The following is a 14,436-nucleotide window of genomic DNA, read 5'->3' on the forward strand; positions in this document are numbered from 1 at the left end:
AAAAAAGAGTAATATGGGGATGGGGCTTTATTTTTGGGGGAATATTGCCAAATTGAAGCCTAATTAGGATTTTACAAATATTTATATTCTATGTACAATTCTGTATATAAGATAAAACACAAAGACTAGGGGGAGGTATTTTGAAGTATCCATTAGTACGTAAGCATCTCATGATGGTACCCTTCGGTAAGAAATTGTCTATAGGAACTACTCCTAATGTGGCAATTGAAATTGAAGATCCTGATGGAGTGATTTATTCTGTATTATCCATTTGTGATGGAAAAAGAACAGTAGAGGAAATACATAGAACTGTATTGGACAAATTCCCCCATACGACATTAGAGAATGTAATGGAAATAATAGAACAGGTTTCATCAATGCCTTATATTATGGATGATGCAGCACTCGCTGAAGAATCCAATTTGAATGAATATTTAAGGGAAAGGCATAGCAGAAATATTAACTTTTTAACTAATTTTGACCCCGACGGTAACAAAAAGTTTGAATATATGCGAAAAATCATAAATACTACTGTTGTTTTAATAGGACTTGGCGGGGTAGGTTCTTCAATTTTATATAATCTTGCCTCACTTGGAGTAAAAAAAGTAATTGGAATTGATTTTGATAAAGTAGACCTATCAAATTTAAACCGTCAGATTTTATATAGAGAAAAACATGTTGGTATATATAAAACAGAAGCTGCTTCAGAAACAATTCGGGAATTTAATTCTGACGTTGAATTTATTCCTATTAATATGAAACTAAATAATTACAATGATATTTTAGACATCCTCAAGGAACATGATGCCGATTTTGTAATCTGTGCAGCGGACAAGCCGCCCCTTTGGATTTACAGATGGACAAACCAGGCATGTTTGGAAATGAATATACCTTGGATTTATGGGGGGAATAGCGAAACCACTTCTTATTTCCAGACGATTATTCCTTATGAATCCGCTTGTTATCAATGTAAAGAAAAATATATTTTTGCTAATTTTCCAGAGGCCGTAGAGAAATACGAGTCGATTTTAGCTGGAGGATATGAAGCACAAAATAACTGCTTGACTGCATCTTCAAATGTCCTTGGTTCTTTTATTATATTTGACTTCATTAGAATTAGGACAGGTATGGCGCCTCCACTTTCAACAAATAAGTTGACTTATTTTAATTATAAAACATATGAAATTGATAGGGAAGATGTACCCATTATGGATACGTGTGATTGTCAAAGAGGAATATTGAAAGGGGGTGAAACCAATGAAAATCACAATCAAAGTATTAAATGATGTAGAGTTGACAAAACGTGGCGGACGCAACACTCTTAACCCAGAATCTTAATAAGTTTTTTCTAAACCGGACTATTGAATGGCAGTTCGATAGTCCGGTTTTACTAAAAGGGAGGAATATTTATGCTAACTCTCAACAAAGAAATTATTTCTCTAAAAAAAGTTAATGATTATTATCATCTGAATAATATAATAACGGGTCAAGGCATAGAAATAAACAAGGAAACTTTGGAGTTCATTCGAGGGTTTGAAGCTGAATTATCTCTTAAAGATATAGAAGGGAAATTTGGATTGGATCTGAACGAAAGCAAAAATATTATAGAAACTTTGGTAATGTTGGGTTTTCTTAAAAATAGTCAAGTATCAGAAAACGTTGAGATTATTAATAACTCACTTTTTGAAAAACGAAATAAGAATAATTTATTTTTTGACAGTTCTAGTGAGCCAAGTAATGAGTATCAAATTGGTTTGCTTGGTATTCCATATGATGGTGCTGTAACCGGTATTCCCGGAACAAAATTAGCACCAGACAATATTAGACAATTTACCTCGGGGTATACCTCCAATATTACTAATATTGACGGAGTCGAAAAAGTTTATACTTTAAGTTCAGCTCTATACAACCAACAATTAACTTTCGATTTAGGTAATATTCTTTATATTCCAGGGGAATCTTCTTCAAGTTTACATAAAAGAATTGAAACTGCATACCGCTTTTTAAAGAAATCATTCAAACAGGTATTCTTTGCTATCGGAGGTGATCATTCAATAACTACACCAATTTTGAAATCGTTCGATGAAGAAATTACCTTAGTTAAAATAGATGCCCATTATGATTCAGTGATACCCTTTAAAAATCAGCCCATAAACCATAATAATTTTATAAATTATGTACGGGAAATTGAAAATATAACAGAAATTATACATATAGGTGTAAGAGAGCCTTTAACCCCTTCTATGATATTGAAGAATGATAAGGTAATTACTTCAGAAGAGATTATTCACACTCAATGGAAGGAAAAGTTGGAAAGGTCTATTAATAGAAATAATAGTATTTACATTTCTATTGATATAGATGTATTAGACCCTTCAGAATCTCAAGGTACAGGGTATTTGGTTCCTTTTGGACTTAAACTAAATCATTTGATTGAAGTAATAAACTTTTTGACTGGTTATAAAGTAATTGGAGTTGACCTTGTTGAATTTAATCCATTATTGGATAAGAACAACCAAACAATGTATGTACTATTGAATGTTATTGAGAATACTATTAAAAAACTGGTTAAAAAGGAGATTCTTTTATGAAAGCACTACTTGTTTTAGATATGCAAAATGGAATATTAGAAATGAAAGACTTTAGTGAAGAAAGGAATAAAATCAAGAACATTATAAAAAGGTTTAAAGATGCGAAAGATTTGGTGGTATTAACAAAACATATAGATAAGGATCCAAATAGTCCGTTAGCCGAAAATAATGAAAAGAGTGATATTGATAAGGAATTTGCTCAATATGCGGATCTTACTATAACCAAAACCACTCCAAGTGCATTTTTTGGTACAAAGTTAGATTCTATTTTAAAGGAAAAAAATATTGATCATCTATATATTACAGGATTTAATACAGAGTATTGCTGTTTATTTACTGCTATAACTGCATTTGAAAAGGGATATAAAGTCACTTTTATCGAAGATGCAACAGGAACTGTTAATGATGATGATACCTATGAAATGAAGGGATTGGATATAAACGATTTTGTAGGTTGTATATTGGATTGGTCGGGTATAATTGAGGTTCTTTACTACGAGGAGTTTGAAGAGCAATATGCTGCATCAATATGAGAAGGCTATTGTATCAATAAATAGTGACCAGGATGTATCTTGTGAATTTTTTGAGGACTTAGTTGTAACCGATGAAGGTGAAGAAGAGATTTATGTCGGAAGAACCTTATTAAATCGTTTCATTTTAGTTCCAAGAATTGCTGGAGAAATTATTAGAGAGATAAAAAGTGGGAAGTCTATAGCTCAAGTTTCTTCCCTTTTGGATAAAAATAACAGCTCTGAGGAGTAAAAATTTTTCGTGATAATTTAACTATTCCCCCCCAAAAATGCGGCTAAATATGTAATAATTTAAATAATTAGAGCTTGCTGGACGAATATTTTGGCATGGCTTAGTGACAAGTCGAATACAAGCTAAAATTTGATTCGTTCAGCAAGCCCTAATTAAACTTGGCTGTTTTGAGGGGGTTTTTATTTTGGTTACTAGAAAAGAAAAAAGAAATCGTGAAAAAGAAGCAAATTATTTTTTCGAGTTCCTTAAAATTCAGAAGCATTTTTTCAAAGACCTGATGAATAACCTAAAAAAGGTAGCAGACCACCGACATCAAAGCTATATCACTTATGGTCCAGAGGTCCTTTTATTTACGATGATGTTGAAAAATATGACCGGCCTAAAATCCATGAGAAACATGAGTGAGAGTTTTAATAAAGAAGAATGTATTAAAAATGTAGGGAAGGTGTTAGGCTGAGGTAATTGCGATGTTACAGACTCCTTGTAGCCCAAGGGTTTGAAAAAAGGATAAAAAAATTTTCCCCCTAAAAAGAGGGGGAAACAAGCAAAAATGATAAAAAAATAAGGAGTGGACAAAAATTCCACCCCACTGAAACAAAAACAGGTGAACCCGTTTCCCCAGTAGGTTAAAATAGTTTTAGGACTAACATCTTAACACTGGGAGTTAACACTGGGAGGTTCACCTGTATGGCTATTATACCACAAATGAGTCTGTTTACATGGAAAGAAATTGAGATTCTTGGAGATTTAGACCGTCTTCGCCTTGTACTGGACTACATGCCTGATGAAGCGTTCATGCAAAGCCTTGAAAAGAAAAGGGGGAAGGGCCGTAATGACTACCCCGTTCGTGCCATGTGGAATTCTATCTTGGCAGGCATTGTATTTCAACATGAAAGCATTGAGAAATTACGCCGTGAACTCTCCCGTAATGGCCAATTAAGGGAGATGTGTGGCTTTGAAGGGCAGGTTCCAACTTCATATGCCTATACGCGCTTTCTAAAATCCCTAATCCGTGACGAAGAAATGATGGATAAAATGTTTGAGACTTTGGTAGAACAGCTCCTGGAACGGTTGCCGGATTTTGGTAAACGCTTGGCAATCGACAGCAAGGCGATCTCATCGTTTTCTAAACATCCGAACAAGCATGAAACCAAGGATGGCCGCCGGGATCTGGATGCAAATCATAGCCAGAAGGTTTACAGTGGTGTGACAAAAGAAGGCAACCCATGGCAAAAAGTTGTGAAATGGTTTGGCTACAAACTGCATCTGGTGGTGGATGCAACCTACGAGTTACCGGTAACATTCAAGGTTACAAAAGCGTCTGAGTCAGACATTACGGAAGGGCATAAACTCTTAGAGCAAATGGAAGAAAAGCAGCCAAAGCTTCTGAAAACAGCGGAAACGATGGCGGGAGACCGGGGTTATGATGACACGAAGCTGATTACGAAACTCTGGGATACGTATAAGATTAAGCCCATCATTGATATTCGCAATATGTGGAAAGACCCCGACAAAACACGATTACTCCCGGGAAAGGAAAACGTCGTTTATAACTACAAAGGAACCGTATCCTGCGTATGCCCTGAAACAGGTTGTTTATTGCAAAATTAAAGTGCAGAGATGTGCAAAATTCCTATGCAAATGGTTATGCAGAGGGGCTTTACATGGAGGGGTAGCCATGATAACCTGTTTTGGTTTGCCAAATCTGTTACAGCTGGCCGCTTGGCAAAAGAATCATGGCTGCAGAGGCTCCATGTCAAGCCCTTAATAGCGAGAATTCAGATTGAATTTTTATGCGGTATAAACGAATTTATATACTGCAATACTCTGCACTTTTTTCTTGCAAAAAACAACAGGTAAACAACGGGAAATGTGCAACGGGGGATTTGAGAAAGACCGCCAGAAACTAAAAAAACTTTGCCCGGCGAAACAAATGGGAGTGACATGTGAAGGCAAGGCTCAATGCCCCGTGGCACAAGGGCTCCGTATCTCATTATCTGAAGACAGGCGTATTTTTACACCCATTGATCGATCGAGCTATAAGTGGAAAAAAGAATACAACAGACGTACAGCTGTAGAGCGCGTGAACAGCCGGCTTGATACTTCTTTCGGCTTTGAACTTCATACAATTCGGGGAATGGCTAAAATGAAGCTGCGTTGTGGACTGGCACTCTGTGTCATGTTAGCCATGGCCTTAGGCCGGATCAAAGAAAACCAGGCTGAAAAAATGAGAAGCCTCGTTTCTTAACTTATCCACATAAAGGAAATGAATTTCAAAAAAAGCGCTTGTGGATCATTGGATTCGTGCGCCCTTTTTTAGATACATTTCTATATTTTTTCAACAATTATCTGATAACAGTACATTTTTTAAGCGTGCAAAATTGACTTTATAGTGAAAATGGGCATATATTTATCTGACAATATTATATTTCTGGTGGTGTTCTATTTGCATTGAAAGAAAAATTGTTAACATCGCAAAAAGCTCTAGGCTTAGATTCTCTTGAAGAACTTCCACATTATGATACAATTAACGACTTTTTATCTGGCTTAGATGTAAATGAATTAGAAAAAATTAGAACGTATATGATTAAAGAATTATTGAAAAAAAGGTCTCTCGAGTCTTATCGAATTGAAGGAAAGTACTGGGGTGTCATCATTGATGGAACTGGATTACACACCTTTCATGAGAAACATTGTAAACACTGCCTGAGACGGGCATATACAAATAAAGAAACAGGAGAAACGAACGTACTTTATATGCACCATGTACTTGAAGCCAAGCTTGTCGTGGGGGATATGGTCTTCAGTATTGCCTCCGAATTTATCGAAAATGAATCAGAAAATGTTTCTAAGCAAGATTGTGAATTAAAAGCCTTCGACAGGCTGGCAAAGAAAATAAAAAAAATATTTAAAAGACTACCGATTTGTATCTTGGGAGATAGTCTCTATGCATGTGAAACGGTATTTAATCTGTGCAGGGCGCACAAATGGAAATATATATGCAGATTTAAGGAAGGGAGAATTAAAAGTATCTCGACGGAGTTTAAGGCAATAAAAGAGCTGGAACAAAGTAAGGATCAGAATTCATTAGTTTGGGTGAATGATATTGCCTACAAAGACAGAACGGTCAATCTGATGGAGGCCACAATGAAAACAGAGGATGGGAAATCGAAAGAGTATGTATTTATAACGGATATTAAAATCACGAAAAAGAACGTGGAACGACTCATCGCTGCAGGAAGAAGCCGCTGGAAGATTGAAAATCAAGGATTTAACGAACAAAAAAATAATCGTTACAATATAGAACATGCCAATAGCCAAAACTACACAGCCATGAAAAATCATTATTTATTAGTTCAAATAACAGATATTATTAGACAGCTGTTTGAAAAAGGTTCGTCAATCTTAAAAGCACTCAAAAAAACGGCAAAAGAAAAATCCTCAAATCTGTTGGAATCGTTTCGGACACGTATTTTAACAGACGAGGATTTCACCCATTTAAGTAAGCCAATACAAGTAAGGTTTACTTAATGGTTATATTATAGCAAAGGATGTGATGTAAAAAAAGGTTTTTTTGAAGTTATCCACAATTTTAAAAAAGAAATTTGCAAATTCGGCTCTTTTTGACTTTGAAAGCAGAAAAAATAGATGGAAAAATTTTCTAAATGTGGATAAGTCATTTTATCATAAAACATCTAAAAATTGATGAATTTACTCTTCAGAACTGTAAAAATAAGATTGAGGTTGACTTGAAAGATTTTCTTACTAATCTAATACACTTGAATTTTATAAAAAGGGTAGGTACTATTGATTTGCCTTCTGAAGAAATACCCAAAAGTGAAGGTATCACTTTTAGATTTATTAAACAAAAATATGTAAAGTGGATTTTTACTATACCTACTGGAATTGCCTATTTAATTTTTGTTTCTGTATCGCTCTTTTTGTTAATAAGTGGAAGAACGGGATTACCAATACCTACATTTGATGAAGTGTTTTGGAGTAAATCATTGTTGAAAGTGGTTTTAAGTTTAATAATACTTGATGTAATTTTTAGTTCTTGTCATGAATTATTTCACTTTTTATCAATAAGGGCAATTAGCGGCGGTCTTGGTTTTATGTCCCTTGGAAGGAGACTTACTCATTTGGTTTTTCAGACTAAAATCGAAAACATATGGGTAATACCCCGGAAGAAGAGATATATTATTTATTTATCTGGTATGCTTTTTGATTTATTTTTAATAAGTATTTTTACGTACGTTGCGTATTTTCAAGTTGGAGAGCAAAATTTGATATATCATTTATCAAGATTTTTGATCTTACTATTAATAATGGGAATGATATTTGAATTTCGATTTTATATGAAAACGGATTTATACTACGTAATTAGCGATTTATTAAAGTACCCAACTTTGTTTGAAGAGTCACTTGAAATTGTTAAAAGTATGTTAACATTTAGTAGGATTAAAGGGAACTATTTGAAAAAGGTTTGGGTCTATTCTCTATTTATGTTTTTGGGGAGCATTATTGATATTTGGATTACTATTAAATATTTTATTCCATCAGTTTTATCTGTGTATTCTAATATAACAGATTCATTTGTTTCGGGTAACACTGGAGAAATCATTGCAAATATATTAACAATATCACTAATAGGAGTAGAAGCGCTATTCGTCATTTATTTCTTTTTGAGAGATAAATATAAACAAAAGAAGCAAAGATTAGTAAATTTAAAATGAAAATTTCCATTGAGGTGTGTAACGATGAATATTATTACCTACAATTGGTCCATTCATAACGGGGAGAAAGTTGAAACTGTGGTCAAATATTGCCCAAATTGCGGAAAGGTAGTAAATTTTTATGACACATTAATGAGAAGACATAATTCAAACGGAAAAAATATTTATAAATTTACTATTTTTAAATGCGAAAAAAACCACACTTGGAATAGAAAAGAGAAAATCTTTAAATCGTATGACCCTAAGTTGGAAATTAAAAATAGGGATTTTCCGAATGAAGCACCTCGGAATTATAACGAAAAAATCAACTTGGTTACACACTTAAAAAACGGTTTTAATAAGATTTGTATTAATATAAATTATTTAGATAAACCTGTTCGTATCGATAAGTTGCTTGGAAATCACCTCATTGATATAAGTAGGAATCAAATTTGTTCATTAATTAAAGAAGGGAAAATACTATTAAATAAAAATGTAATTAAAAATAATACTCTTGTTAAAGAAAAAGATACAATAGAAATATTCATTTGATAAGAAATAAATTTATTTAAAGAGAAATAAAAAAGTAAATGATTATTTTCAGGGGATCAGTTTTATATTTTTATATTTAACCTGTAAAATTGAATAAGGAGATACCAAATCTTAACAGTATCCGAAATCCCATTGTTTTAACTTCTGATTACGAATATAGGAATCTACCACCTCTACCATCCCAATTACCAACCTTCTTACAGGTGAATATACGGAACCAAGGATTGGCGTGCCAATCCTTGGTCCTTGTTGAAGAATGTTACTGCATGTCTTCATTTATTGTTAAATTCGCCGTTTTCTTTTAAATATTGATAGGTAAATTGCAGCTCTTCCCTCGGCCTTATGCCTTTTTTTACAGCCGCCTCGTATTCTCTTAGCCAATAATCTTTCTGATTGTATGTTTTAAGCTTATTAAGCAATCTAAACAATGCGTCTTCTTTAGATTCTTCCTGAATATTGCTTTTAAAATAACGGATAGCTGACTCATATTCACACAGTTCCATCTTTAGTTTGAAAACCGTTTCAACCAATTCATTTATATTTCGCTCCCGGCTATATTCGTCATCCTTCCAAACCCATGTCTCTTCTGGCGTTATCGTTCGCTGCTTCAATCCCATTAGAAACTGATGGCATTGTTCGATTGCTATTTCTTTAGCATCCACAGTTCTCAAATTCGCAATGAACACGTTGAATAAATATGACCGCAGTGTATCCATGTCGAGATGATAATTAATAATTTGTTTCAGGGCAGAACTTATAGTTTCTTTGTTAATCCCCATACTAAATTTTCTTTTTAGAATAATATCGAATAATTCCACTTGCTCCATACCAATAGATCTAAAGGGATTGTCTGTGTTAAAGATGTAATAGCCACACCCATAACATAACATTTCATATAGTTTTTCGAGTAAATCTGTAGCACGCTTCCCTTCGTTTCCTTCAACGGGTACCTGTTGCAATTGTTTTATGTATGATTTGACCTTGAATCGCCACTTGGGACGTTCCTTTTTGCTAACATACCGATTTGGGGCAATGTAATTTTGTTTATAAGCATTTTGAATGAATTGCGTAATTTCACGTTCCAAATCATTAAGGTCAACATGTTTTTCTTTCTCTTTTTTTATCTTTTCAGCTTCTTTGTACTGCTGAAAATCTTGCAACATCCCATCAATTTCTTTTTCATCACGCACTTTTTTCGGTATCGCCTTATACAATTCAATCATCATTTTGCTTAAGTCGTCCTTACTGTATTTTTCAAGGAGCTCTCTCAGCTCAGTGACACGCATTTAACATCCCTCCCATTCTTTTAAAAAACTCCCGGATTCCCGGCATTTGCTTGTTTCAATCAACAAATGTTACTCAATGGTATCTATTTTATTTACCATGTAACCCTCTGTTTAAATAAAAATTTTAAGTGATAAACTTCGAAGGTAAATTACTTATAACAAACTGTTTTTATCCTGAATTACGAGAGTAAAGCAGAAGCTTAAAATAAAAAGGTGCCCCGAATCTCTGGTATAATTGGGTTTGTATAGAACTACCAAACCAGAAAGGAGGGCACCTTTAAGGTGAATTATATCACTTCTGTCTCGAAAATCAAATATGCGTTTCGTTTAAAGAAGAGTACGAATTTTAGCGGGCTGCTCCCGATTTTGCAGTTTCTGGAAAGAATGAAGATTGAACAGACCTTCCGGGATTTTGACTGCTTGAAAAAATACAATGCCAAATATCCTTTAAGCAAAATCTTTATATACCTGGTGATTGGCTGGCTGTCCAATTGTTCCCGGCTATCTCATTTCCGGACTTTGCAGGATGATCCTTTAATCATGGCATTTATGGGCGGGAAATGCCCGCACTATACCCTTTTAAATAAAGACCTGCTAAGAATTGAAAAGTTGGAGGGCGCTGATCTTGAATTCAAAGAACGCATGATGGATTTGATTGAACCCTGGCTTGACAAGGAGCTCATTCTGGATTTTGATTCAACCGTGGAAACCGTCTATGGGGGCCAGGAAAAAGCAGGGGTCGGAGTAAATCCCTACAAGCCGGGAAGAAAAAGTTATCACCCTCTTCTTGTATTTGAAGGGAAATCCCGTCTTTGTTTAAACGCCAGGCTGAGGGAGGGAAATTCCCATTCTTCTCAAGGGGTACTCGGTTTTGCAGAAGAGACCTATCAGCTGCTTTCTCCCCATTACCCTATTCGTTATACCCGTTTTGACAAAGGATTTGGTGGAGAAGATTTCTACAGTTACTGGGAAAACGGTGGGATTGGCTATACCGGCAAACTGAGGTGGACTTCGAGACTTAAAAAAAGGGTTGAAAACGATGATTCACCGTGGATCCGCTATGTTGACGACGAATTGACCGTGATAGAGGGAAAAGCCGTTGATTACCAGGCAAGTTCCTGGAAGAAGCCAAGAAGAGTTGCGGTAATTCGTAAAGCTGACAAATATGAGGAAAGTCAGCTTCAAGCTTGTGATTTTTTATGGAAGTATGAAGCGATTGTGACGAACATGGACTGGGAACCCATTGATATTTGGAGATTCTATAACCAAAGGGCTTGCATGGAAAACTACATCAAAGAGTCAAAATATGGATTCTCGATGGGCAAGATTTCAACGCATTCATTTGACGCCAACCAAATGGATCTGCTGATTAAACTGCTGGCATACAATTTATTCGAGATCTTTAAAAAAGAACACTGTCCGCCAGCGTATCGCTCTTATACGATCAGGAGATTCCGGAGGGAATTCATCTACGCGGCTGGCGTGCTGGTCTATCACAGCCGAAGTGTCATTTTAAATATTTGTGAAACATACGCCCATAAAAAGGCATTCCGGCAAATGATTCAAAGTGTACGGCTGATTGACTGAGTGTGAAGGCTGAAACAGAATACTGGAAATTGAAACGCCCGCAAATGTGGGGAGGGGGCAACTGTGGCCTTAATAACCCAAAAATAGGCAGTTGTGATTCCATTTTTGATAATATTATCCATTTATTTTCCATATGATTCCAATTACCTGCATCAATCTAGTAAAGTTTTGCACTTTCTTAATTTGGGTTTATGTTTTCATTGGATATAGTTTTTCCTATCTGGTTCTTTCATTATATTTACACTCCTTTCATTTTTCAATATATCTTTTATAAGTTCACATTTTTATTTGAATTACATAATTAATCCGCTTTCATCCAGCTTTTAATCCTTTTCTTCGGTATCACACTCTTCACATCTGTCAAATCTATGGAAATGTGTATGTGCAAACCATAAGTTTAAAAAAAGGGTGTGATACCCAGAGTGATTAAAGTGTCACTTTTCCCTTTAATATGTTGCTGGCGAGTTTGCAGCTGCCTGATCAGCCTTTACACAATCGATGGCGACAACGATAGCTATGAGAATCGTTTCCATTTCTTCTTTTAAGATTTGAATTTTGTAACTATCGCCCCAAGTAAACCATTCCTTACTAACTTTACCGACCACTTCTCACCGTGCCGCAACACTTCAAAATCCATATCCAGCCAATTCCCACGCACTTCAATTCCTGCCGCATCAATCGTATAGCGTGCCTTAAAGAAGGATAGCTCTTTCTTTATTGTTAACACTTCTCGTCCATTTACCTCGACAATAAACTTTGGAAGAAAGCTAAACGCCTTTTTCGTAATAAGCGCGACTTCCTCTCGTTTTGTATTCATAATCGAGAACGTCTTAGGGATTTGCAAAAAGCTGCCCTCAACATAATAAACATCTCGTTCCTGTTGATCCTTGACCGTAAATTTGCCGCTTAAACTAAAAACCTTCTGCTTCATATATAGCTGCTTCATACCCGTCCTCCTCGTATAATAAGTTTAAATCCAAAGTGGATGTCAATTTCCAGTTCATTCTGCTGCTCATTGACAAGTGAATATAAGATTTTGTATTCCGGGCGAGCCCGGAATACAAGTTCGGACTTGGACGCTTCGCGATGTTCCCGGATAATGGTCTTAGGATCGTTTGGGTCAATGCTTCCCCTCCTTGTAGCCTGACTACTCGAAAAGTCTGCATCCCCAGGTTCTTGCTTGAACGTCTAACCCGTAGGCCGTTCCTCCGGATCTCCGTGCTGGAAATGAGCAGTTCCAGGCAGCCCACGGCCCGGATGAGTTCTCATACGCGAGGCTGACAGATCGGCAAGCCATCTGGGGATATCCCGAAGCGTCCGATTCCATCGATCCCAATACAGAGAGGAGGAAATCATATGCCCTTATTTGTCGGTATTGACGTGAGCTCCAAAAACCTCGATGCCTGCCTGATGGATGGAATGGGGGAAACGTTAGCCACCCAAACGGTGACAAACAATCTTCCCGGTGCCTCTGAGTTAAGAGACACCATCCTCCAACATGCGGAGGCGGATGACACCATCCAGATCGCCATGGAGGCCACATCTGTGTATAGTTGGCACCCGGCAATGTTTTTCCATGAAGATCCCGAGCTGAAACAGCGTCGTACAAAGGTGTTTACCCTGAATCCGAAGCTGGTGAGAAATTTCAAAAAGGCTTATGCCGAGATGGACAAGACCGATCCCAAAGATGCCTGGGTAATTGCGGACCGCTTGCGTTTCGGGAGATTGCCGAAATCCGTGATTCAGTCAGAACAATACCTTGCCCTTCAACGGTTAACACGGATGCGCTATCACCTGATTCAAAGTTTAACCCGGGAACAACAGGTATTTTTGAATCATCTGTTTTTCAAATTCAGTGCCTTTAACCTTGAAGTGGATACATCGGTCTTCGGCCATGCCATAACGGAATTTTTGCTTGAGGCCTATAGCCTCGATGAAATTGCCCAAATGCCTCTGGAGGACTTAGCGATGTATCTCCAGACCAAAGGCCATGGCCGCTTTAGCGATCCCGAGGATTTGGCCGCATCCATCCAAAAAGCTGCCCGGTCCTCTTACCGGCTTTCTAAATGTGTGGAGGATTCGATTGACTTGGTCCTGGGCAGTTCTATTGAGATCATCCGGCATCTTAAACGCCAAATCAAGGATTTGGATAAGGCGATTGCCCGCGTTCTTGATGGAATCCCGAATACCCTCCAGACCATTCCGGGAATAGGCCCGGTGAGCTGTGCTGGGATTCTCGCTGAAATCGGCGACATTGAGCGCTTTGACGACCAAGCCGCGATCGCAAAATTTGCCGGATTGTTCTGGCCCCGCCACCAATCGGGTGATTTTGAGGCTGATGACAAAATGCTTGCGCGTACAGGCAATCGTTATCTCCGGTATTACCTGGTTGAGGCTGCCAATCTGGTCCGGCGACACGAACCTGAGTACCGCGCCTTTTACCAAAAGAAATATCGTGAGGTGCATAAGCACTCACACAAACGCGCCCTCGTCTTAACGGCAAGAAAACTGGTGCGCCTGATCGATGCGCTGCTCCGCAACGATCAAATTTATGCGCCGAAAAAGAAGGTGACGCGATGAGGTAACCAGGTAACCATCATCGATAGCCTGAACTTGAAAACTTCCAGATTATTCCAATTATCTGGAGGCTTAGTTCAGTATTGCCATTTTTATGACATAGAGCCAACAAAATTTCCAATTCACTTGTTTTTAACCCTTGACATCACACCGTAGGACTTTATTTTAAAGGAATTTTTTATGATTCTATTCTCTCACATTATACCGAATCCACCAATGGGTTGACATGGCTGTTTGTACTAGAATAGAAAAATAATCTTGAATATAGAAGTTAAATTAAATGCTCGTTTGTTTAATAGTCTTTGGACACTATATAAAATGCACTAAACCTTGTTATTCTGTTTCCTAGCCCTGAAGTTACAAAGG

Annotated in this window: 12 protein-coding genes and 3 pseudogenes; 12 read left to right on the forward strand and 3 right to left on the reverse strand. The window is 36.8% G+C overall.

Features of this window, described 5'->3' with window-relative positions; genetic code table 11:
* The first annotated feature begins 140 nt into the window (after nt 1-140).
* From NST20_RS14195 to NST20_RS14240, 10 genes and pseudogenes are all read left to right on the forward strand, one after another.
* A complete protein-coding gene (locus tag NST20_RS14195) occupies nt 141-1,286 on the forward strand; it encodes a HesA/MoeB/ThiF family protein (RefSeq protein ID WP_326244632.1) in 1,146 nt (381 codons plus the stop codon).
* A gap of 123 nt (nt 1,287-1,409) precedes the next feature.
* Nucleotides 1,410-2,591 carry an arginase family protein gene (locus NST20_RS14200; protein WP_161655975.1) on the forward strand — a complete coding sequence of 394 codons (1,182 nt, stop codon included), beginning with the start codon at nt 1,410-1,412 and terminating at the stop codon, nt 2,589-2,591.
* Nucleotides 2,588-3,124 (forward strand): isochorismatase family cysteine hydrolase, encoded by a 537-nt coding sequence (locus NST20_RS14205; RefSeq protein ID WP_161655976.1) that lies wholly within the window; start codon nt 2,588-2,590, stop codon nt 3,122-3,124. The genes NST20_RS14200 and NST20_RS14205 overlap by 4 nt, the downstream gene beginning before the upstream one ends.
* Nucleotides 3,108-3,353 carry a hypothetical protein gene (locus NST20_RS14210; protein WP_342399717.1) on the forward strand — a complete coding sequence of 82 codons (246 nt, stop codon included), beginning with the start codon at nt 3,108-3,110 and terminating at the stop codon, nt 3,351-3,353. The genes NST20_RS14205 and NST20_RS14210 overlap by 17 nt, the downstream gene beginning before the upstream one ends.
* Nucleotides 3,354-3,537: 184 nt before the next feature.
* On the forward strand, nt 3,538-3,810 hold the full coding sequence (locus tag NST20_RS14215) for a transposase family protein (protein WP_166633702.1): 273 nt from the start codon (nt 3,538-3,540) through the stop codon (nt 3,808-3,810).
* A gap of 230 nt (nt 3,811-4,040) precedes the next feature.
* Nucleotides 4,041-4,946, forward strand: a pseudogene (locus tag NST20_RS14220) (transposase); the annotation flags it as partial.
* 259 nt (nt 4,947-5,205) lie between these two features.
* Nucleotides 5,206-5,601 (forward strand): annotated as a pseudogene (locus tag NST20_RS14225) (transposase); the annotation flags it as partial.
* Nucleotides 5,602-5,804: 203 nt separating this feature from the next.
* Nucleotides 5,805-6,884: a transposase gene (locus NST20_RS14230; RefSeq protein ID WP_342399718.1), complete on the forward strand. Its 1,080-nt coding sequence runs from the start codon at nt 5,805-5,807 to the stop codon at nt 6,882-6,884.
* A gap of 218 nt (nt 6,885-7,102) precedes the next feature.
* A complete protein-coding gene (locus tag NST20_RS14235; protein ID WP_342399719.1) occupies nt 7,103-8,089 on the forward strand; it encodes a hypothetical protein in 987 nt (328 codons plus the stop codon).
* 24 nt (nt 8,090-8,113) lie between these two features.
* The gene (locus NST20_RS14240; RefSeq protein ID WP_035191108.1) at nt 8,114-8,620 is read left to right on the forward strand and encodes a S4 domain-containing protein; all 507 of its coding nucleotides are present in this window, start codon (nt 8,114-8,116) and stop codon (nt 8,618-8,620) included.
* A gap of 272 nt (nt 8,621-8,892) precedes the next feature.
* Here the strand turns inward: NST20_RS14240 and NST20_RS14245 are convergent, their stop codons facing one another.
* Nucleotides 8,893-9,906: a hypothetical protein gene (locus NST20_RS14245; protein ID WP_013860571.1), complete on the reverse strand. Its 1,014-nt coding sequence runs from the start codon at nt 9,904-9,906 to the stop codon at nt 8,893-8,895.
* A gap of 282 nt (nt 9,907-10,188) precedes the next feature.
* On the opposite strand from NST20_RS14245, the gene NST20_RS14250 reads away from it, so the two are divergent.
* The gene (locus NST20_RS14250; RefSeq protein ID WP_342399525.1) at nt 10,189-11,493 is read left to right on the forward strand and encodes an IS1380 family transposase; all 1,305 of its coding nucleotides are present in this window, start codon (nt 10,189-10,191) and stop codon (nt 11,491-11,493) included.
* A 446-nt stretch (nt 11,494-11,939) separates the two neighbouring features.
* On the opposite strand, the pseudogene NST20_RS14255 reads toward NST20_RS14250, so the two are convergent.
* Both NST20_RS14255 and NST20_RS14260 read right to left on the reverse strand, forming a co-directional pair.
* Nucleotides 11,940-12,439: pseudogene (locus NST20_RS14255) on the reverse strand (LURP-one-related family protein).
* The gene (locus NST20_RS14260; protein ID WP_342399720.1) at nt 12,405-12,617 is read right to left on the reverse strand and encodes a hypothetical protein; all 213 of its coding nucleotides are present in this window, start codon (nt 12,615-12,617) and stop codon (nt 12,405-12,407) included. Before NST20_RS14260 ends, NST20_RS14255 begins: the two are co-directional and overlap by 35 nt.
* A 232-nt stretch (nt 12,618-12,849) precedes the next feature.
* On the opposite strand from NST20_RS14260, the gene NST20_RS14265 reads away from it, so the two are divergent.
* Entirely contained in the window at nt 12,850-14,073 is a 1,224-nt protein-coding gene (locus tag NST20_RS14265) for an IS110 family transposase (RefSeq protein WP_237349286.1), read from the forward strand.
* The last annotated feature ends 363 nt before the right edge of the window (nt 14,074-14,436 follow it).

This window comes from Weizmannia sp. FSL W8-0676 (assembly GCF_038593015.1).
GTDB classification, from domain to species: Bacteria; Bacillota; Bacilli; order Bacillales; family Bacillaceae_C; genus Weizmannia; species Weizmannia coagulans.